This window comes from [Bacteroides] pectinophilus (genome assembly GCA_025146925.1).
Lineage (GTDB): Bacteria > Bacillota > Clostridia > Lachnospirales > Lachnospiraceae > Bacteroides_F > Bacteroides_F pectinophilus.
This window is the reverse complement of the sequence record CP102260.1, coordinates 1,474,170-1,495,876: the sequence shown is the minus strand read 5'-3', so window position 1 is coordinate 1,495,876 and position 21,707 is coordinate 1,474,170. Positions and strand designations below refer to the sequence as shown.

21 protein-coding genes and 1 pseudogene are annotated in these 21,707 nt (G+C 41.8%); 4 read left to right on the top strand and 18 right to left on the bottom strand.

Annotated features, from left to right (window positions below; genetic code table 11):
• Position 1 precedes the first annotated feature (1 nt).
• A complete protein-coding gene (locus tag NQ488_06995; GenBank protein ID UWN97038.1) occupies positions 2-1,114 on the top strand; it encodes a sugar kinase in 1,113 nt (370 codons plus the stop codon).
• A 183-nt stretch (positions 1,115-1,297) separates the two neighbouring features.
• On the opposite strand, the gene NQ488_06990 is transcribed toward NQ488_06995, so the two are convergent.
• The 4 genes from NQ488_06990 to NQ488_06975 form a co-directional block, all read right to left on the bottom strand.
• A complete protein-coding gene (locus NQ488_06990) occupies positions 1,298-2,785 on the bottom strand; it encodes an altronate dehydratase family protein (GenBank protein UWN97037.1) in 1,488 nt (495 codons plus the stop codon).
• A gap of 124 nt (positions 2,786-2,909) precedes the next feature.
• On the bottom strand, positions 2,910-4,406 hold the full coding sequence (locus NQ488_06985) for a tagaturonate reductase (GenBank protein UWN97036.1): 1,497 nt from the start codon (positions 4,404-4,406) through the stop codon (positions 2,910-2,912).
• Positions 4,407-4,582: 176 nt separating this feature from the next.
• On the bottom strand, positions 4,583-4,966 hold the full coding sequence (locus NQ488_06980) for a DUF2752 domain-containing protein (protein ID UWN97035.1): 384 nt from the start codon (positions 4,964-4,966) through the stop codon (positions 4,583-4,585).
• A gap of 15 nt (positions 4,967-4,981) precedes the next feature.
• Positions 4,982-5,329 carry a DUF4234 domain-containing protein gene (locus NQ488_06975; GenBank protein ID UWN97034.1) on the bottom strand — a complete coding sequence of 116 codons (348 nt, stop codon included), beginning with the start codon at positions 5,327-5,329 and terminating at the stop codon, positions 4,982-4,984.
• 197 nt (positions 5,330-5,526) lie between these two features.
• Here NQ488_06975 and NQ488_06970 point away from each other — a divergent pair, with 197 nt between their 5' ends.
• Positions 5,527-6,537: a LacI family transcriptional regulator gene (locus NQ488_06970; protein UWN97033.1), complete on the top strand. Its 1,011-nt coding sequence runs from the start codon at positions 5,527-5,529 to the stop codon at positions 6,535-6,537.
• Positions 6,538-6,621: 84 nt separating this feature from the next.
• A complete protein-coding gene (gene uxaC / locus NQ488_06965; GenBank protein ID UWN97032.1) occupies positions 6,622-8,028 on the top strand; it encodes a glucuronate isomerase in 1,407 nt (468 codons plus the stop codon).
• Between the two features lie 100 nt (positions 8,029-8,128).
• On the opposite strand, the gene ung is transcribed toward uxaC, so the two are convergent.
• The 7 genes from ung to mtaB all read right to left on the bottom strand — a co-directional run bounded on the left by ung (position 8,129) and on the right by mtaB (position 14,732).
• Positions 8,129-8,812 (bottom strand): uracil-DNA glycosylase, encoded by a 684-nt coding sequence (gene ung, locus NQ488_06960; GenBank protein ID UWN97031.1) that lies wholly within the window; start codon positions 8,810-8,812, stop codon positions 8,129-8,131.
• Between the two features lie 10 nt (positions 8,813-8,822).
• Positions 8,823-9,584 carry an imidazole glycerol phosphate synthase subunit HisF gene (hisF, locus tag NQ488_06955; GenBank protein UWN97030.1) on the bottom strand — a complete coding sequence of 254 codons (762 nt, stop codon included), beginning with the start codon at positions 9,582-9,584 and terminating at the stop codon, positions 8,823-8,825.
• A gap of 63 nt (positions 9,585-9,647) precedes the next feature.
• Positions 9,648-10,253, bottom strand: a complete 606-nt coding sequence (gene hisH, locus NQ488_06950; protein ID UWN97029.1) for an imidazole glycerol phosphate synthase subunit HisH — start codon at positions 10,251-10,253, stop codon at positions 9,648-9,650.
• The gene (locus tag NQ488_06945) at positions 10,253-11,698 is read right to left on the bottom strand and encodes a hypothetical protein (GenBank protein UWN97028.1); all 1,446 of its coding nucleotides are present in this window, start codon (positions 11,696-11,698) and stop codon (positions 10,253-10,255) included. The genes hisH and NQ488_06945 overlap by 1 nt, the downstream gene beginning before the upstream one ends.
• Before the next feature lie 40 nt (positions 11,699-11,738).
• Positions 11,739-12,227 carry a hypothetical protein gene (locus NQ488_06940; GenBank protein UWN97027.1) on the bottom strand — a complete coding sequence of 163 codons (489 nt, stop codon included), beginning with the start codon at positions 12,225-12,227 and terminating at the stop codon, positions 11,739-11,741.
• Positions 12,228-12,339: 112 nt separating this feature from the next.
• Positions 12,340-13,278, bottom strand: coding sequence for a chemotaxis protein (locus tag NQ488_06935; protein UWN97026.1), 939 nt, complete (start codon positions 13,276-13,278; stop codon positions 12,340-12,342).
• 71 nt (positions 13,279-13,349) lie between these two features.
• Positions 13,350-14,732: a tRNA (N(6)-L-threonylcarbamoyladenosine(37)-C(2))-methylthiotransferase MtaB gene (mtaB, locus tag NQ488_06930; protein ID UWN97025.1), complete on the bottom strand. Its 1,383-nt coding sequence runs from the start codon at positions 14,730-14,732 to the stop codon at positions 13,350-13,352.
• Between the two features lie 166 nt (positions 14,733-14,898).
• Here mtaB and NQ488_06925 point away from each other — a divergent pair, with 166 nt between their 5' ends.
• Positions 14,899-15,132, top strand: coding sequence for an HPr family phosphocarrier protein (locus tag NQ488_06925; GenBank protein ID UWN97024.1), 234 nt, complete (start codon positions 14,899-14,901; stop codon positions 15,130-15,132).
• Between the two features lie 67 nt (positions 15,133-15,199).
• On the opposite strand, the gene NQ488_06920 is transcribed toward NQ488_06925, so the two are convergent.
• The 7 genes and pseudogenes from NQ488_06920 to prmA all read right to left on the bottom strand — a co-directional run bounded on the left by NQ488_06920 (position 15,200) and on the right by prmA (position 21,680).
• Complete coding sequence (locus NQ488_06920; protein UWN97119.1) at positions 15,200-15,946, bottom strand: amino acid ABC transporter ATP-binding protein; 747 nt, start codon at positions 15,944-15,946, stop codon at positions 15,200-15,202.
• A 62-nt stretch (positions 15,947-16,008) separates the two neighbouring features.
• Positions 16,009-16,620, bottom strand: a complete 612-nt coding sequence (locus NQ488_06915; protein UWN97118.1) for an amino acid ABC transporter permease — start codon at positions 16,618-16,620, stop codon at positions 16,009-16,011.
• A 99-nt stretch (positions 16,621-16,719) separates the two neighbouring features.
• Positions 16,720-17,538: pseudogene (locus NQ488_06910) on the bottom strand (amino acid ABC transporter substrate-binding protein).
• A gap of 18 nt (positions 17,539-17,556) precedes the next feature.
• Positions 17,557-18,735, bottom strand: coding sequence for a tRNA 4-thiouridine(8) synthase ThiI (thiI, locus tag NQ488_06905; GenBank protein ID UWN97023.1), 1,179 nt, complete (start codon positions 18,733-18,735; stop codon positions 17,557-17,559).
• 49 nt (positions 18,736-18,784) lie between these two features.
• A complete protein-coding gene (locus NQ488_06900; protein UWN97022.1) occupies positions 18,785-19,939 on the bottom strand; it encodes a cysteine desulfurase in 1,155 nt (384 codons plus the stop codon).
• A 27-nt stretch (positions 19,940-19,966) separates the two neighbouring features.
• Positions 19,967-20,704: a 16S rRNA (uracil(1498)-N(3))-methyltransferase gene (locus tag NQ488_06895; protein ID UWN97021.1), complete on the bottom strand. Its 738-nt coding sequence runs from the start codon at positions 20,702-20,704 to the stop codon at positions 19,967-19,969.
• Positions 20,705-20,723: 19 nt separating this feature from the next.
• Entirely contained in the window at positions 20,724-21,680 is a 957-nt protein-coding gene (prmA, locus tag NQ488_06890) for a 50S ribosomal protein L11 methyltransferase (GenBank protein ID UWN97020.1), read from the bottom strand.
• Positions 21,681-21,707: the final 27 nt, after the last annotated feature.

Genomic DNA, 21,707 nt, shown 5'->3' with positions numbered 1-21,707 from the left:
AATGGAATTAAATTTAAGACCAGCTGAAGAGTGCACATTTGATGCCGTATCTTTAGGTGAGGTTATGCTTCGTCTTGATCCGGGCGAAGGCAGAATTCGTACAGCAAGAAGCTTCAGAGCATGGGAAGGCGGCGGAGAATACAACGTTGTTCGTGGACTTCGCAGATGCTTCGGCTTAAAGACTGCAGTCCTTACTGCATTTGCTGATAACGAAGTAGGTAAGCTTATGGAAGACTTCATCCTTCAGGGCGGTGTTGATACATCTCTTATCTGCTGGAAGAAGACAGATGGTATCGGACGTCTTTGCAGAAACGGTATCAACTTTACAGAGAGAGGATTCGGTATCCGTGGTGCTGTAGGTTGCTCAGACCGTGCTAACACAGCTATTTCACAGGCTACTCCGGAAGATTTCGATTTTGATTACATCTTCAAGAACAAGAGCGACGGTGGCTTAGGTGTTCGCTGGTTACATACAGGCGGTATCTACGCTGCACTTTCAGAGCAGTCATGCGAGACAGTTCTCGCTGCTATCAAGACAGCTAAGAAGTACGGAACAATCGTATCTTACGACCTTAACTACCGTCCTTCAATGTGGTCAGCTATCGGCGGACTTGAGAAGGCTCAGGAAGTTAACAAGGAAATCGCTAAGTATGTTGATGTCATGATCGGTAACGAGGAAGACTTCACAGCATGCCTTGGTTTCCAGATTGAGGGTAACGATGAGAACCTTAAGTCTCTTAACATCGAGGGATACAAGAAGATGATCAACGAGGCTGTTAAGACATACCCTAACTTCAAGGCTGTTGCTACTACTCTTCGTACAGTTAAGACTGCTACAGTTAATGACTGGTCAGCTCTTTGCTGGGCAGGTGGAGAGATCTACAAGGCTAAGCAGTATGACGGACTTGAGATTATGGACCGTGTTGGCGGTGGTGATTCATTCGCTTCAGGTCTTATCTATGGTCTTATGACAACAGGTGATGCTGAGACAGCTGTTAACTATGGTGCAGCTCACGGCGCACTTGCTATGACAACTCCTGGTGATACAACAATGGCTTCTAAGAAGGAAGTTGAAGCTATCATGGGTGGAGCTGGCGCAAGAGTTCAGAGATAATCATCTGATTCCAGATAATTAAGATATTCCAGACGGACAGGCTGCAGATACGGGAATTTCCTTTGACTGCAGCCTGTTTTTATATTTTCATATTCTAATGACTGTATAACAGAAAAAACGGACAGATGGTTAAGTTCATCTGCCCGTTTTTCTTTACGAATATATAATTACAGAGTTATGTAATTACAGAGTTACACCCTGCTTAAAGATTGCAAGGTCATGGAATCCTGCTATCTCAGCCTTAACCTTCTTGCCTGATGCAACATCAAGTACAAGCTGGAACAGCTCCTTGGCTGCATCCTCAAGTGGAAGATCATCTGTAACGATTCTTCCTGCATTGAAATCGATCCAATTGCTCTTGTTACCTGCAAGTCTTGAGTTAGTAGCAATCTTGACTGTAGGAACAGGTGAAGCAAATGGTGTTCCACGTCCTGTTGTAAACAGAACCATCTGCGCTCCTGATGCAGCGCATGCTGTAGCTGCAACAAGATCGTTGCCAGGTGCGCTGAGGAGGTTAAGTCCCTTAGTATTAACAGGTTCTGCATAAGCAAGAACACCCTTTACAAGAGAGCTTCCTGACTTCTGTGTACAGCCGAGTGACTTATCTTCAAGAGTTGTGATACCACCATCCTTGTTACCCGGTGATGGGTTCTCATATATCTCCTGTCCATTCTTAATGAAGTATTCCTTGAAATCATTGATGAGGTGAACAGTCTTCTCGAAGAGTTCTTTGTTGGCACATCTGTTCATAAGAATTGTCTCTGCACCAAACATCTCAGGAACCTCAGTAAGAATTGTTGTACCACCCTTTGATACAAGCATATCTGAGAAAAGACCTACTGTAGGGTTAGCTGTAATGCCTGAAAGTCCATCAGAGCCGCCGCACTTCATACCAATGATAAGCTCCTTGGCATTAACCTTTTCTCTCTTGAAGTTAGCTGCATAAGCCATAAGCTCCTTCATAATCTTTGCAGCTTCTTCCTGCTCATTGGCAACATCCTGAACCTGAAGGAACTTAACTCTGTCAGGATTAACTTCTCCGATATAATCCTTGAGCACTTCTATTCTGCTGTTCTCGCATCCAAGTCCAAGAACCAGTACTGCACCTGCGTTAGGATGATTAATAAGATCAGCAAGCACCTTACGTGTATTCTCCTGATCCTCTGTTGTCTGTGAACATCCGTAAGGATGTGTAAATGCTACAACCTCATCAACACCTTCCGGCTTTTCTGCTCTTGCTGTTGCTTCGATTGCTCTTGCAATAGAGTTAACACATCCAACTGTAGGGATAATCCATACTTCATTACGCACACCAACCTTGCCGTTCTCTCTCATGTATCCGTCAAAGTAAGCAGCTTCTGTAGGCTCAACATCCTTATGTCCTTCCGGTTCATAAGTATATTCGAGGAGTTCTCCAAGACCTGTCTTAAGATTATGAGTATGAACCCATGCTCCGACAGGAATGTCTGCCTGTGCAAATCCGATTCTGAAACCGTACTTTATTACAGGGTCACCTTTTTTAATAGCCTTAATTACAAACTTATGTCCCTGAGGAATATCTTCTACCATAGTTACTGTTGTTCCTGCAACATCAACAGTTGTTCCCTTGGCGATTGGCTTGAGGGCAACAGCAACATTATCATTAACGTTAATCTTAATAAAATCCTGCATATAGGTCTCCATTCATGAAATATTGGTCTTTCGTTACATATAACAGCTTATTAAAAAAGTGAAAAGCAAAAAGATAATCTTTTCACTTTTCACTTTTAAATCAAAATAAGCAATCCGCTGTTAATTATGCATTAACAAGGTCTGTAACTACAGCACGCATTCCTCTTTCGCGAATGTCTGTGATGTATTCAGCAACAGTCTCAACAAGACCATCAACCTTTGAAAGATCCTTACCACCGAAGAACTTTGTATTGCTAAGGTAAGCCTGAGCAAATTCCTTAGGTGACTTTGTAGAATTCTCGATGAAGAAGTCAAGTACGAACTGATCATCGCGGATGTTGTACTTCTCTCCGTTGCGGTCACCGATAAGGCAACGTCCACCATTAACTTCACCGACTTCTGTTGTTGAGTAGAAGCTCATAAGTGCTGCAATAGAGAATGTAAGGTACTTAGGAAGCTTACCAAACTTATCTACATAACCAAGGAATGAAGGTAAGCAGCGTGCTTCCCACTTAGATACTGAGTTAAGTGAAATATCAAGAAGCTTATGCTTAACAAATGGATTCTGGAATCTCTCGATTACAGCGTTAGCAAATGTCTTACACTCATCTTCCGGAAGTGAAAGTGTAGGAATAACCTCGTTAAAGAGTGTCTCCTCCATGTACTTACGGATCGTTGGGTCATCCATTGACTGCTTAACAATGTCATTGCCTGCAAGATATGATGCAAGAACAAATGATGTATGTGAGCCGTTAAGGATTCTAACCTTTCTTTCCTTATATGGGTGATGATCCTTAGTAAATACTACATTAAGGCCTGCCTTCTCGAATGGAAGCTCTTTGCGAAGCTGATCAAGTGGAAGGTTAGGGTCACTCTCGATTACCCAAAGACCAAATGTCTCTGCTGTATCGATAAGCTGATCTTCATAACCGAACTCCTTGCAAAGTTCCTCAGCCTCATCTCTTGGGTAACCAGGAACGATACGGTCAACGAGTGTTGGGCAGAATGAACATGCCTCATCAATCCACTTCTTGAATCCGTCTTCAAGATTCCAAAGATCGATGAACTTATCGATGCACTTCTTAAGCTCGATACCATTATCAGCAATAAGCTCACATGGAATAAGGATGATACCCTTATCCTTAGCACCGTCAAACTTCTTATATCTCTCATAGAGAAGCTTAGTAAGCTTACCAGGATATGTCTTTGGTGGCATGGCATCAAACTTGTCAGTCTCATCAAATACGATTCCTGCCTCTGTTGTATTAGAAACGATGAATCTTAATGTGTCGCAAAGACCATACTCCATATACTTGTCATAGTCTTCAATAGCTGCAACAGCATCAACAACAGAAGTAATAACACGTGTAATCTTCTTAGGCTGTCCGTTCTCAAATCCTCTTAACTGAAGAGTATACTGGCACTCCTGATCATGGAAACGATCCAGATTACCGAATTCAATAGGCTTAACAATAACAACGCCGCCATTGAAATCTGTCTTCTCATTTGTTACATCAAAGATGTAATCAACGAATGCTCTCAGGAAGTTACCCTCACCAAACTGCATAACCTTAACAGGTCTGTCAACTGCATGTGTGATTGATTTGTTTAATCTCTGCATTTTATTCTCCTTTTTCTTATAGGGGTTGTCCCCTTAATTAACTCCGTTCACTGTTGCGCGGAAAATTGTAATGCACTTTCGCATAATGTAAGCGCTTACATTGATATATTACAATCATAGCTGCAATAAGTCAACGAAAATTTTATTTATTTAATTTTATCATCATAAATCTCAAATTACAATACAATATTACGTATTACGCCAAATATGATAAATGCTGTGGCAACACCCCACTCAATGCATGTCATTATACGCCCGTCACGACATCTTCCATCACGCACATAATAGTATGTATATCGAATAGCATGCAATATGGCGGCCGGAAGCATGGCAAAGACAAACTGGTTATATTCAAAAGCTTCTTTTATATTGCCTTTAAAAAGTGCAGCAAACATCCGGCTTATACCACAACCGGGGCATGAAAACCCCGTAATTGTCCTGAAAAGACAAGGAATTCCATACCCCGACCATGTGTAGAATATGTAATATGCTGCAGCAATAAGTGCCAGAATTATATACATTCTTATTATTTTTAACAATCTGCTACCCATATTTGTCATGTTTATTATATCTGCTTATGCGTTGGCGTAGCAGTTAAGCTCGCTCTGTGCAATTACGTAATTAACAATGGTAAGTCCGAAGATTGCAAGGATGATGAAAAGTACAGATGAGCTTGTTGAATCCTGGCCTCTGTTCCTTTTAAGCATATCTACTTTCTCTCCAAGCTTGTAATTCCAATACAATCCGTATATTCCGCATGTTACAATAGTCAGAAGGAGTGCTGTAATTCCGTCAGCACCGTCTGTTCCCGTAAGATACTTAGTCTCATCTGTAAGCTTTACAAACCAATAAAGACCATAGATACCACATGTTACAATCGTAAGAATAATTGCAACTGCAAGATTTCTTTCCTTAATAATCATTATACTATCCTCCGTTTGAATTTTATGGAAATTTAATTTTATTAATTTCACATTAATATTTATTATGCCATAACAGCGTTATTAATGCAATAAAATAAAAAATTTCTTGTAACATGCCTGATGACATAGTATAATAGACTTAAATGTAAGCACTTACATTTAATACTTACGGTACTCTGATGAAAGGATATGATACTATGAACATATATGATGTATCGGCCAAAGCCGGCGTTTCAATTGCAACCGTATCACGTGTCCTTAACGGTAATCAGAGTGTAAGCGCAAAGACCCGTGACAAGGTCTTACGTGTTATGGACGAGCTTGGTTATACGCCCAATGTATTTGCACGCGGTCTCGGACTTAATACCATGAAGACAATCGGCATAATGTGCACTGATTCATCAGATATGTATATTGCCAATGCAATTTTCTATCTTCAGAGGGAATTAAGAAACAATGGTTATGATTCCATGCTGTGCTGTACCGGAGGCAACCTTTCGAGCAAGCAGCAGTCGCTCGAACTGCTTATGTCAAAACGCGTTGATGCAATTATAATAGTCGGTTCCAAGTTCCTGAGCAGCAATCCGGATTCTGACGATAACAGATATATAACCGACGCAGCGGCTTCGCTTCCGATATTTCTTATAAACGGACATCTGGCAGGACATAATATTTATTCTATAATATGCAACGACTACGCTGCCGTATATTCCGTGACATCCGAGATGATAAAGAGCGGACGTACTGACATTGTATATCTATATACAAGCACATCCCACAGCGGTCTCAATAAGCTTATGGGATACAAAGATGCCCTTAGCGCCAATGATATTGAGGTTCGTCCTAATTTTATACATCTGTGTACTAAGAATATTATACGGGCGAAGGAATATCTGACGCATCTTCATGACAGTGGAGAGGATTTTGATGCTGTTATTACATCAGATGATTCGCTTGCTGTAGGTGCAGTCAAGTATGCGCTGGCAAGCCGCATAAGCATTCCTGACGAACTGTCGATTGTGGGTTATAATGATTCGATGCTCGCAATATGTACCGAGCCTGAGATAACATCTATTGACACAAGGCTCGAGGAGCTTTGCACTACTGCTGTTGACAGGCTTATGAAGGTATTTTCCGGCAGCGAATCTGAGTCAGGCGAGACTGTAATACCTGCCAATCTGGTAAAGCGCGGGACTACTGATTTTTAGTTATTTCTATAATTGCATTTAATAATATTTGTATTATAATTAACATTATAATAAAGAATAATTAAGACAGGAGGATTTCAAAACATGAAACAGTTCATGGACAAGGATTTCTTACTTTCAACACCAACAGCTCAGACACTCTTCCACGAGTATGCTGAGAAGATGCCAATTCTTGACTATCACTGCCACATCAATCCAAAGGAGATTGCAGAGGACAGAAAGTTCGAGAATATTACTCAGGTATGGCTTGGCGGTGACCATTATAAGTGGCGCCAGATGCGTACAAACGGAGTAGACGAATACTATATTACAGGTGATGCACCTGACAGAGAAAAGTTCCAGAAGTGGGCTGAGACTCTTACAAAGGCTATCGGTAACCCACTGTACCACTGGAGCCATCTTGAACTCCAGAGATATTTTGGATATCACGGAATTCTTAACGGTGATACAGCTGAGGAAGTATGGAATCTTTGCAACGCAAAGCTTCAGGAAGACTCAATGACAGTACGTAATCTTATTAAGCAGTCAAATGTTACTCTTATCTGTACAACAGATGATCCTATTGATACTCTTGAGTACCATAAGCAGATTGCTGAGGATCCTACATTTGACGTACAGGTACTTCCTGCATGGAGACCTGACAAGGCTATGAATATTGAGAAGCCGGAATATCTTGATTACATTGCTAAGCTTTCAGAAGTAAGCAACGTAGAAGTTAATTCATTCAAGGGACTTATGGATGCTCTCCGCAAGAGAATGGCATTCTTTGATTCTTACGGATGCCGTGCTTCAGATCACGCTCTTGAGTATGTAATGTACAAGCCTGCTACAGAAGCAGAAGTTGAAGCTATTTTTGCTAAGAGACTTAAGGGTGAGACTCTTACAGAGCTTGAGAAGAACCAGTTCAAGACAGCATTCATGATCTCAGTAGGCAAGGAATACAATAAGCTTGGATGGGCTATGCAGCTTCACTATGGCACAATCCGTGATAACAACACACTCCGTTATAACCAGCTTGGTCCTGATACAGGATATGACTGCATCAACACATATGACTGTTCACAGGAGATGGCTCAGTTCCTTAATGCTCTTAACATTACAGATGAGCTTCCTAAGACAATTATCTACTCACTGAATCCATCAGTTAATGCAGCAATCGGTACTGTTATCGGATGCTTCCAGGATTCAAAGGCTGTTGGTAAGATTCAGCAGGGTTCAGCATGGTGGTTCAATGATCATAAGGTTGGAATGACTAATCAGATGACATCACTTGCTAACTTAAGCCTTCTTGGCAACTTCATCGGTATGCTTACAGATTCAAGAAGCTTCCTGTCTTACACAAGACATGAGTACTTCAGAAGAATTATGTGTGAGCTTATCGGTGGATGGGTTGAGAACGGTGAGTATCCTGCAGATATGAAGGCTCTCAAGGAGATTGTTGAGGGTATCTCATACAACAACGCAGTTAAGTACTTTGGATTCAATCTTTAATTAATCAGATCAGGTAAGATTTGGACAATAAAAAGCTTCTGCATGGTGTAATATAATCATCATGCAGAAGCTTTTTATTATATCTGATTATCAGCAGTGTCTAACCACGTACATTCTCAATCTGCCAGTCAATCGGTTCAATACCATTAGCAATAAGGAATTCATTCGTCTTACTGAAAGGCTTGCTGCCGAAAAATCCGCGGTATGCTGAGAGCGGACTTGGATGCGGTGCCTTCAGAATAAGATGCTTTGGATTGTTCAGCATACTCTCCTTGCGCTGTGCAGGAGCGCCCCATAATATAAATACAATAGGTCTGTCTATAGTATTGAGAACTCTGATTGCAGCATCTGTAAACTGTTCCCAGCCGATATCTTTATGTGAATTAGCCTGATGTGCACGCACGGTAAGAACTGTGTTGAGCATTAGTATTCCCTGACGTGCCCATTTTTCAAGATAGCCGTTATCCGGTATATAGCAGCCGATATCATCCTTTAATTCCTTGTAAATATTGACAAGTGAAGGTGGAATGCCAACCTCCGGCTTCACTGAGAAACACAGACCGTGTGCCTGATTAGGCTCATGGTATGGATCCTGTCCTAATATCACACACTTTACCTTATCGAGAGGAGTAAAGTCAAACGCATTAAATATATCATCCGCAGGAGGATATATCTCATAATCACTGTTATATTCAGCCGAAACCCTGTCATACAGCTTCTTATAATATGGCTTGTCAAACTCCGGTTTCAATGCATCAAACCACTGTCCACTAATTGGTGCCATTACAATCTCCTTACATTCTCACAGAAATATTATTGTCGCGAAGATATTTTTTGAGATCCATTATGTCAAGCTCTTTGTAGTGAAACAATGATGCAGCCAATGCAGCATCTGCACCTCCAAGTTCAAACGCATCTTTAAAATGTTCTTTCGTTCCGGCTCCACCAGATGCTATTACCGGGATAGAAACATTGTCCGAAACCATTCTGGTAAGCTCTGTATCATAGCCTGCTTTTGTTCCATCGCAGTCCATGCTTGTAAGGAGAATCTCTCCGGCACCGAGTTCGCATGCTTTCATTGCCCACTCGACGGCATCCATGTGCATATTAACTCTTCCGCCATTCTTGTATATCTCCCAACCGTTGCCGTCCTCGCGTCTCTTGGCATCAATTGCAACAACAACACACTGGCTTCCGAACTTATCAGCTGCTTCACTGATTAGGGAAGGATTCATTATAGCTGATGAATTAATTGAAATCTTATCAGCGCCCTCTCTTAAAAGTGCCTTAAAATCATCAACAGAGCGGATGCCTCCGCCAACAGTAAACGGAATAAATACCTTCTCAGCTACCCTCCTTACGAGGTCAACAGTTGTATTACGGCCGTCACTCGAAGCTGTTATATCAAGAAACACAAGTTCGTCAGCTCCTGACTTGTCATACATTGCAGCGACTTCCACAGGATCGCCGGCATCCCTGAGATTGACAAAATTAGTGCCCTTTACTACTCTTCCATTATTACAGTCAAGACATGGTATAATTCTTTTAGTAAACATTGAAATACCCTTTCACAGTTATAGTCTGAATATCTTATTCAATTCGTATATACTACAAGCTGATTACAAATCGATAAAATTCTTTAATATCTTAAGTCCGACACTTCCGCTCTTCTCCGGATGAAACTGACATGCAAATATATTATTGTGAGCAACAGATGCATGAATATGTGTTGAATATTCAGTTGAGGCTGCAACATCTTCTTCGTTAGCAGCCTTAAGATAATATGAATGAACAAAGTATACATATGACTGGTCAGGAATACCTGCAAACAAAGGCTGATCAGGCTTGATATCAAGAGAATTCCAACCCATGTGAGGAATCTTAAGCCCCTCACAGTCGGGTATTCTTAAAATCTTACCCGGAAGTATTCCAAGACCTTCAACTCCGGGAGTCTCATCGCTGCTCTCAAACATAAGCTGTAATCCGAGGCAGATTCCAAGAAACGGAGTATTCTTATCGACAACTTCATGTATAGTATCAACAAGATCATATTCCTTAAGTCTTGCCATCGCATCTCCGAATGCGCCAACGCCCGGAAGAATTACTTTGTCAGCCGAGAGAATACTGTGCCTGTCACGTGTTACCACTGTCTTCTCGCCAAGGGCTTCAACAGCCTTTTCAACGCTGCGGATGTTGCCGGCGTCATAGTCAAGTATAGCTATCATTACTTAGCTCCTCCATATGTCTCGATAGATCTGTAATATTTGGTGAAGTCACTGCCAAAGAGTGTTACAAGATCGTTAGCAAGCTTCTCATCAATCTTATAATCGGACAGCAGCTTCTCAAGGATTGCCTGTCTGTATTGATTCATCGGTTCAATAACACCGAGCGACTCACCCTGCTCCTTATATGTATTATACTGCACAAGCCCCTTAATAAGTGCATTAAGTGCATCTACATTCATACCAAGCTTCCTGTAATTCTCATATGACTCATACTGTCTTTCGACAAGCATAATTACATCAAGCTGGTTCTGGATATTGGAATCTGCTTTGCTAAGTGACATTCCATGTACAATATCATATGCAGATGTGTAATTGCCGTTCTGCATGAATTCCTTAGCACGCGAAATGTTATTAGAGTAATCAAACAATCCACTGAAAAGCTGTACCATTATTACAAATCCGGCTACAAACATAAGAAGCATAACAACGGATAATGGCTTAATCTTCAGAATGTCCTTAGGATCTACGGGAGCCTTGGGCTTCTTTTCCTTTTTAGGCTTTGCTTTCTTCTCTTTCTTAGGCTTAGCAGATTTTTTCTCTTTTGCTTTTTTTGCCTTATCAGCCTTATCGTTCTTTGCTGCATCTTTCTTAGCTTTGGCAGCCTGCTTCTTTTCTTCTTTTTTGCGTTTCTTCTCAGCGGCCTCGGCTTCTATAGCCTCTTCTTCAAGACGGTCTTCTTCCGCAGCCTTGGCACGGCGTGCCCTAAGATTCTCAGCAAGCTTTGCAAACGGACCCTTGCCCTTACGGTTCTTATCTTCAAGGAGTTCTCCGTCTTCTATGTCATCACCATACATCTCCTGGAGAAGCTTCTCATTCTCATCTTTCGGTTCTTCTCCTTCATGCTCTTCTTCCTGATGCTTTTTGGTATCCTCAAAGAAAATTCTCTTAATCAGTGCAAATAATCCTTTGCCTTCCCTGTTCTCAGGGACAGGAGGAGTATCATTACCATCCCCCTGTGCTTCCGAATCAGAACTCTGCCCTGCATCCGGTGCTGCTGTATTAGCCGCTGCATTAATGGAATCCTCAGCCGAATTGCCGGATGAATCAGACGTTTCATCTGCGCCACCGAACAAATCCTCTATTGATATACTGTCTTCATGTGCTTCTGCAGGCTCGTCATCTTTGGCTGCATTCTCCATATCAGACAGTCTCTGCATATCACTGTCGGTAAGTCTGGCATCAGACTCGTCCGGAATATCATCAAGCTTGTCTGCACCAAGCAATTCCTTATCTTCATCATTGAGTTCAACGTCCCCATTCGCTCTTCCGGCATTGTCATCAGCAGCAGCTTTCTTAGCCTGCTCTACCATATCAAGCATATTATCTTCCGTCTTATTAGGATCTGCTCCCGAATTGAGCAGTTCATCAAGATATTCTTCGTTCACATTAGACTCCTATTTTATAAATATCATTATTAATAACATTTTACAGCAGGTTCCTTACAAATTCAACTGAATTTTCCTTTATCGGACATGACTTGTCCTTTATATTCTCAGGAACATTAGGAAGCTTTTCATTGACCCTGTAGAAGAAAGCTTTATTGTTTATAAATGTTATATTTTCAAACGGCCATCTCATAAAATTAGGTGATGCAAATCCTTCACCAAGCTCAACAATAACCAGTTTTTTGTTAAGTGTTGACTGGAGCCATTTGTTATAGAGGTTCCATTGTGCTTCACCATCATCCTGTTCAAAGAAAGGAGCCGTTATTCTTTTAGTATTAATTGTGCTGTTCATTATTGCGCCATCATCGCATGATGTTACTACGAAGTAATTATGCTTTGCCAGAAGCTTATCAAGAGCCGCGTAGTCACCCGTATCTGCAGACTTCCACTCACTTCCAAGCCCTATAAGAAGCATATCACAATCCTCAATATCATTCTTAAATCTGCTGATAATCCCGTTATTATCCATGTCAATCTCCAATTCTATTCCATATGTGTGAAAAGGCTGTCCAAAAAATATGGACAGCCCTGTCATATCGTCTTATATTATAACCGACTTACATAACTGACTTACGGTTATATCAGTCTTTTGCCTCTAAAGCATCAGGATGCTTCACGCCTTCCTCAAGAAGCTTGTCTATTGCAGATACAAGCATTCCGATCTCAGGCTTTGAAAGCTGTGCGTCAGCACCAAGGCTCTCGCCCTTACGCTTCATATCCTCATTAATAAGTGAAGAGAATATGACTACAGGGATATGATTAAGGTCTGAATCTGACTTAATAAGCTTAGTAAGCCTGTGTCCATCCATAAGCGGCATCTCCAGATCGGTTATTACGCATGCAACATAACGGTCAATATCTCCGACAGCCTTGTAGTGGCAGAGATTATCCCATGCTTCCTGACCATTCTTGCAAAGAGTTACATTCGTATAACCTGACTTATGAAGTGAGTCGGATATAAGTCTCATAAGAAGAGGTGAATCCTCGGCAATAAGGATAGGTGAATCATTGCGTTCCCTATGTCCGAGCTTCTCAACTTCAGATACCTTAAGACCTGTCTCAGGACTTATGTCAGACACTATTCTCTCAAAGTCAAGAATAACAATAAGATTAGAATCAATCTTAATGATGCCTGTTGCAATTCCCTGATCTGCAGAACTTATTGTTGAGTCCGGAGTAATAATATCAGCCCATGATACACGGTGGATTCCGATTACTTTATGTACGTGGAATGCTACATTAAGCTTATTAAAATTAGTTATGATAAACATATCACTATTGATATTGTCTGATGCCGGAAGATTTAATACCCGGGCAAGGTCTATAACCGTAATCATTGTATCTCTCGGCATGAATATACCTTCTACCTCGGGCTTGGCAACCGGGACAGGAGTAATCTTCTGATATGTCACAATCTCCTTAATCTTAGCTACATTAATACCATAGTGGTTATTGCCAATCATAAACTCAAGAATCTCTACCTCGTTGGTACCACTTTCCATTAATATATTAGTTTCCATTGATGTACCTCCGCTGCGCAGTTGTATGCGCCTATTTATTGACTATATTATAACAAAGTTATCCGGATTTATCAACCGCATAATGTTCCATTAACCCATTCCCCGTCATCACTCAGATGTTCAAGCTTTACATTGCATATCTTATTGATATATTCCAAAGACATGTCGGCCGGAAGCTTAACATGAACATTGATATATGTTTTTGTGTGCCCTGTAATCACTGAAGTTCCACAATCATCACATGTGCCTGCAACTTCCTCAAACAACACTTCCTGTATGCTTCCAAGCGCCGACTCCCTGTATTCACGTGACATGCGTTTTTCAAGTTCAAGAAGTCCGGCACTCCTTGCGGTCTTCACAGGCTCAGGTACCTGCCCGTCCATTCTGTCCGCAGCAGTTCCCTTTCGTCGTGAATATTTGAATACATGCATCTCATAAAAATGAATGCGTTCAAGATATTCTTTAGTAATGGCGAACTCTTCGTCAGTCTCCTGCGGGAATCCCACAATAACATCAGTTGTAATTGCGGCATTGGGGAAATATTTTCTGAGAAGCTTACAGCTCTCCTCATATTCATCTGCGGTATAACGTCTGTTCATTCTCTTAAGAGTCGCATCACATCCGCTCTGCAGTGATATATGAAAATGCGGACATACCGGTTCAAGTTCAGCCATGCGCTTCACAAAGGCTTCGGTAAGTATCCTTGGCTCAAACGAACCAAGACGCAGCCGCTTAACACCTTCTACCGAACAGACAGCTTCAATAAGCTCAAGAAGCCTTGAACCCGGCATATTGGCTGCCCTGTAGTCTACAGCCTCATCGCACGGAGCTTCAAAATCTATTCCGTACGAACTCAGATGAATGCCGGCAAGTATGAATTCCTTATAACCTTTTTCAACAAGTCTCCTGACTTCTGCCGTAACATCCTCGGGACGTCTGCTTCTTACACGTCCACGTGTATAAGGGATTATGCAATATGAGCAGAACTGGTTGCAGCCATCCTGAACCTTTATATATGCCCTTGTATGCTCACACACATCATATATGTTAAGTTCCTCGTATTCATGCGTTTTTGCTATATCAACAACAGCTTCGTTATTGCTGTTATTCCCAATGTAGTCATTTATTATCTCAACAAGCCTGTTTTTCCGGTTGTTGCCTATAACTATATCAACCATATCGTCAGCGGCAAGCTCATCTCCCCTTGCCTGGACATAGCAGCCGGCAGCAACAACGATTGCATTGGGATTCTGTTTCTTCGCTTTGTGTAGCATCTGTCTTGACTTACGGTCTGCAATATTAGTTACTGAGCAGGTATTAATAACATACACGTCTGCCTTTTCGTCCTCACAGAATGGAACTATCTCATAACCGGCAGCAATAAGCATCTGCTCCATTGCTTCAGTTTCGTATGAATTTACTTTACACCCCAGATTATGTAATGCTGCTTTCATATTTTTCCAACACTTTCTAATACTATTTTGTAAATATTTTAAATATTGTATAACAATTTATTGATTTTTTGCTTATTATTATTGATTTTGTCACTTGACATATTGCACGTCAGAATATAATATAAATTTTGAAGATTTTACTTATTAACCCAAGGAGGTAATTATCATGAAGACAATTAAGATTTCATTGAACTCAATCGATAAGGTAAAGTCATTTGTTAATGACATAACAAAGTTTGATTCTGATTTTGATCTTGTATCAGGAAGATACGTAATCGATGCAAAGTCAATCATGGGTATCTTCAGTCTTGACCTTTCAAAGCCAATCGACCTGAACATCCATGCAGATGAGAACCTTGACACAATCCTTTCAGTTCTTGCGCCATACATTGTATCATAATATACATTGTATATACAAACTGACAGCATGATATCCGTCCGGTATATACCGGACGGATATTTTTTTATCAGCCTTTTTCTATTTTCTGAAGGAAAGCACGTGTTCTTTCACTCTTAGGGTTGTCTATAACATCCTCAGGCGTACCCTCTTCAACAATGACACCGCCGTCCATAAAGATAACTCTGTCTGCAACATTTCTTGCAAATGAAATCTCATGAGTAACAATTACCATTGTCATCTTCTCGCTTGCAAGCTGACGCATCAGCTTTAATATTCCGGCTGTAATCTCAGGGTCAAGTGCAGAAGTCGGCTCATCAAAGAAAAGCATCTTAGGATTCATTGCAAGAGCTCTTGCAATTGCAACTCTCTGCTGCTGTCCGCCTGAAAGCTGCCACGGATAACTGCTCTCCCTGCCCTCAAGTCCAACCTTGGCAAGAAGCTTCTTAGCCTCAGCGGTAACCTCATCCCTGTCCCGCTTCTGGACGTGAACCGGTGCATCGGTTATATTCTTAAGCACAGAGTAATGTGGAAAAAGATTAAAATTCTGGAAAACAAGTCCAAAGTTCTCCTTTATGTCATGCAGCTCTTTTTTGGAAGCATACCTTGACCTGCCATTCTCATTAACAGCAGCATTCTGTCCGCAATATGTAAGACTGCCTTCATCCATCGTCTCAAGAAGCGTTGCACATCTCAGAAGTGTTGACTTACCGGAACCTGACGGACCGATTATAGCAACAACTTCACCTTCCTCAACATTAAGTGATATATCCTTAAGCACGTCAAGTTCACCAAAAGACTTCTTGACGTGGCTCATTTCTAAAAGTTTCACATTTACCTCTCATTCTGCCTGCAATACCGCACGGCTGCAGCAACGATTTATTTATAGTAACCAAGCTTAAGCTCAAGTTTTTCCATGAACCACGCTACAACAAAATTGAAAATGTAGTAGAACAGTCCGGCAACAAACAGCGGCATAATACTTGCCTGTGCCGCAGCAACCTGCTTGGCAAGAGTGAACATCTCTGTATATGCAAGCGCAAATGCAAGAGATGTATCCTTAACAAGAGTAATAACCTCGTTCGTTACAGGCGGAAGCACACGCTTAACCATCTGTGGAAATACAATTCTGGTAAATGTCTGTACGCCCGTATATCCAAGCACTGATGCAGCTTCGCGCTGTCCTGCAGGTACAGCCTCTATTCCGGCACGGTAAATCTCTGCAAAGTATGCGGCATAATTCAGCGAGAAGCCTATGATTACCGCATAGAATCTGTAAGAGTATGAAAGTGACACACCAAACAGATAATATGGTCCGAAGAACACCACAAGTAGCTGCAGCATAAGAGGTGTTCCACGCATGATTGATATATAAATCTTGGATATTGCACGCAATATCTTAAGGTTGGACATTCTGATAAACATAATCAGAAGTCCGAGTGGAAGTGAGAATACAAGCGTGAGCACGAATATTCCGAGTGAAGCAGCCATACCTGATGAAAGCTGCCCGACTACCTTAAAGAACTGCTGTGCTGCTGACTGTGATGCCTGTGCCTGGGTTTCAGACTTCATAACGGCATCTGCGCCTTCCTTACCGAGACATATTGAATCCTCAAGGCCCCATTTTTCTGCAATCTTATTAAATGTACCATCGGCAAGCATCTCATTGAGTGTCTCCTGAACCTCATCACGCAGCTGTGTATTGCCTTTCTTAAAACCGATACCGTACTGCTCCGATGATACATGCTCATCAAGCATTCTGAACTTGCCTGAGCGCGCCTTAATCTCGTAGCTTGCAACACCTATATCCATACAAATCGCATCTACTGATCCTGCCTCAAGATTCATGAATGCACTGTTGTAGTCTGATACCTGCTGCAAAGATGCAAATGAAGCGCAGAGCTCTTTATTCTTATCTTCTGCCTCTTCTCCCGTAAATGCTGCAAGTGCAGAAGAATCAGCCTGAACTACCATAACCCTGCCTGCAAGGTCAGCAAGCGTCTTAACTGATGAATCGCTCTTAACAACCACTACCTGGGAATTGTCTATATATGCTGATGACCATGTGTAATCATCAACTCGTCCGTCCATAGTGAATCCGTTCCAGATACAGCTTATCGTACCTGAATTAAGCTCCATATCCTTGGAATCCCAGTCTATTGGCTGCTTAACAAGATTCCAGCCCTGACGGTTGCATACTTCCTGTGCAAGATCAAGGTCAAAGCCTACATATTCTCCATTATCATCCTTATAGCCGTATGGAGGAAATTCCGCATCAAATCCGACCGTGAATGTCGTCTGCCCATTGCTGTTACTATTGTCCTGTCTGTCTTTTCCGCATCCGATGAATATGCCGGCCATAAGTGAGCACGCGAGCATAAGACACAGAAGCCGTGATAACTTTCGCATTAAAATTGTCCTCCGGAATTAATTAATCTCTATCTTCTCTACAGTGTCAATTGCTTTTCTGACCATATCGTCAATCTTCTCCGCAAGCTTAAGCTCTGACTTCCTGATTACATTAAGGTTAGGCTTGGTTACAGGATGTTTTGCAACGAATATTGTACAGCAGTCCTCAAATGGCTGTATTGAAGTCTCATATGTACCAATCTTTTCTGAAAGGTCTACAATCTCCTGCTTATCAAAGCCGATAACCGGGCGGAATACAGGCATTGTACATACCTCATTGGTGCAGTACATACTCTTTATTGTCTGGCTGGCAACCTGACCTATGCTCTCTCCCGTAATAAGCCCCTGGCAGTCTGACCGGTTGGCAAGCTCCTCCGCAATCTTCATCATGTATCTTCTCATGATAATCGTAAGCTCATCATGTGGGCACTGATCATATATGTAGAGCTGAATCTCAGTAAAATCAACAACATTGAGAGTTATAGGACCTGAATATCTTGCAACAAGCTTTGCAAGGTCAACAACCTTCTGCTTTGCGCGCTCACTTGTATATGGAGGTGCATGGAAATATGTTGCATCGATCTTAACTCCTCTCTTGGCAATCATGTATCCGGCAACAGGGCTGTCGATTCCGCCCGAGAGAAGAAGCATTGCTTTACCGTTAGTTCCGACAGGCATTCCACCCGGTCCCGGTATCTCTATTGAATAAATGTTAATCTGCTGGCGTATCTCAACCTGAAGAAGCACATCAGGCTTGTGTACATCAACCTTAAGCTCCGGGAATGCCTCAAGAAGAACATGACCGAGCTCTGCATTAAGCTGCATTGAATCAAGCGGATAATTCTTTCTTGCTCTTCTTGCATTGACCTTGAACGTAAAGTTCATATTCTTATATGTCTGCTTAAAATACTCAACTACAGTTGCAGCAAGGTCATCAAAGCCATTATCCTCAATCTGTACCATAGGACATATTCCTATAATACCAAATACCCTCTTAAGCGCATCAACAGTCTCATCATAATCAAACTCTGACTGTGCCTGCACATATATTCTTCCGTCAACCTTGGTAACGGCGAATTCACCTTCAACCTCTTTAAGTGCAAACTTAATCTGATTTACAAGTGCATCCTCGAACAGATATCTGTTCTTGCCTTTAACACCTATTTCTCCGTATTTTATAAGAAATGCTTTAAACATTACTACCTCCATCCGTTATAATTGCATGTAGTCACATGCTTATTTTTTATCAGTGTGCCGTATATCTTCTGAGAACCGGCAGAAGCCTGGCAAGCTCTTCAAGCGTGTATTGAATCTCCTCTGATGTTGTCTCATAGCAGAAGCTGAAGCGCAGTGTTGAATCAAGAAGGCTCCTATCAAGCCCGATTGCCTGAAGTGTAGAACTTAATTCAGGGCGGTTTGAAGAACATGCAGAGCCTGATGACACATATATTCCACGCTCCTCAAGTGCATGAAGAAGCACCTCTGCTCGCACTCCCGGAAAGCTTACGCTTACAATATGCGGAGCGGATGTCTCATCTGTGCGTCCGTTTATCTGAGTACCTTCTATGCGGCTTACACCCTCAACAAATTCATTCTTTATCTGTCTCATCCGGGCAATCTTTTCATCAAAATCAGTATATGCAAGCTTTACAGCCATTCCAAGTCCGGCTATTCCCGGAACATTCTCTGTTCCCGAACGCATTCCCTTCTGCTGCCCGCCGCCAAGAATAAGAGGTTTTATCTTAACTTTATCCCTCATATACAAAAAGCCCGTTCCCTTAGGTCCGTGAATCTTATGTCCGCTTACTGACAGGGCATCTATATTCATCTTCTTCGGGATGATTCTGTATTTGCCAAAAGACTGTATTGCATCCACATGGAATATGATGTCCTTATTAAATTCATGAACTATGCTTCCAAGCTCTTCAACCGGCTCAACTGCACCGATTTCATTATTGACCATCATGACAGATACAAGGATTGTATCATCACGGAGAGCTTTTTTCACATCCTCCGGATTAATTATTCCATCCTTATCCACCGGAAGGTATGTTACATCAAAACCATTCTCGGCAAGATATCTGAAAGGTTCTTTTACAGATGAATGTTCAACGCTTGAGACTATAACATGCTTTCCTCTTCGCCGGTTAGCCATTGCACCGCCGATAATCACTGTGTTATTGGATTCAGTTCCGCCTGATGTGAACAGAATCTCCTTTTCCTGACACTTAAGCACGCCGGCAATTATCTTCGCTGCATCCTTAACATACTTTTCTGCATTTACTCCATACATGTGCTTTGACGAAGGATTGCCGTAATTGTCAAGCATCGCCTCAGTCATTATATCAACAACCTCTTTTGCGGTTCTGGTTGTTGCCGAATTATCAAGATATGCTTCCATTATTCCATAAACTCCAAACTATTATATCTAATCCTCAAGCTGGTACATAAGAACAGACAGAAGCATCATTCCTGCCGTCTCTGTCCTTAAAATTCTTCTTCCGAGAGTTATCACATCAAAACCTGCATCATGTGCGATTGTAAGCTCCGAGCCGTCAAAGCCGCCTTCAGGACCGATAAATATACCAATACTGCTTCCCGGTTTTATTGATGACAGCTTATCCTTAGTTGCCTGCATTCCGTCTGCACATTCATACGGAAGAAGCACCATGTCAAGTGTCTTGGCATACTCAGCTGCCTGTGCAAATGTCATAACGTCATGCACGGCAGGTATAATGCTTCGTTTGCTCTGCTTTGCAGCGCTTTCCGATATGGCATTCCAGCGCTTAACCTTTGATTCCGCCTTCTTACTGTCAAGCTTCATGACAGAGCGTTTCATTGCAACAGGGATTATCCCGTATGCTCCGAGTTCAACTGCCTTCTGTATTATAAGCTCCATCTTATCACCCTTTGGCAGCCCCTGAAACAGGTATATCCTGGAAGGAAGCTCTCTTCCCCTTGTATCTGTCTCATCTATCGAAGCTATGACCGAATCGTCATTAATCTCAGATATCGTACAGTAATAATCAACATTATCGCCGCTGCTTAATATTATCTTCTCTCCGCATTTAATGCGCAGGACGTTCTTAAGATGATTGACATCTGCACCATCTATGAGAATATGGTCGTCATATATATTTTCCTGTCTGGCAAAAAAATGATACATATATCAGACCTCCGTATTATCAGATTCTTCTTGCTGTTACATTAACCCACTCGCCGTTATGGTTAATCTCAAGAATCTCAAGCTCAGGATTCTCCCTGAACTTATTAACAACCTCTTCTTCCTTCATGTCAATAATTCCTGAGGTCATGAATATTGCGCCGTGCTTCATATGCCTTGTAATCTCCTCTGAAAGAGGCTCAAGCACATCGGCAAGAATATTGGCACACACGATGTCATAGCATTCATAACCTGCCTTATCCTGAACTGCTTTATCATCAATGATATTGCCCTCAATGACTTCAATTCTTCCATTCTCTATCTTGTTGACTTCTGCATTCTCCTTAGTGGCTATAATGGCATTAGGGTCAAGGTCTGTTCCGAGCGCAGATTCTGCGCCGAGCATTATGGCAACTACTGAAAGAATACCGCTTCCGCAGCCGACATCAAGAACCTTATCGCCCTTTTTACAATACTTCTGGAGCTGTCTGATTACAAGCTGCGTTGTCTCATGCGAACCCGTTCCGAATGCAGTACCAGGATCAATATTTATCACAAGATGGTCTTTCATTTCATCTGTATATTCCTCCCATGTAGGCTTAATAATAAGGTCGCCTACACTGAACGGGTGGAAATACTGCTTCCAGTTATTAATCCAGTCCTTATCCTCTGTCTGTGAGATGGTTATTGTTGCAGGTCCGATATCCATGAATGACTTCATGTCCTCAAGCTCTTCCTTAACCTTCTTAAGCATCTCATCATTATCTTCATCGGCATCAAGATAGAAGCTTACTCTGGCTGAGCCGTCATCAGGCGGAAGATCCGGTATAAAATCCACGAACATTGTCTTAATGTCCTTCTGGCTGAGCTGCACATTATCTTCAATCTCAATTCCCTCAATACCACAGTCTCCGAGACAGCTGCTCACGACATCCACTGCTGCCGTTGTAGTATCAATAGTATATCTGTTCCATTTCATAGGTGTATAATCCCTTTCGGTATAAAT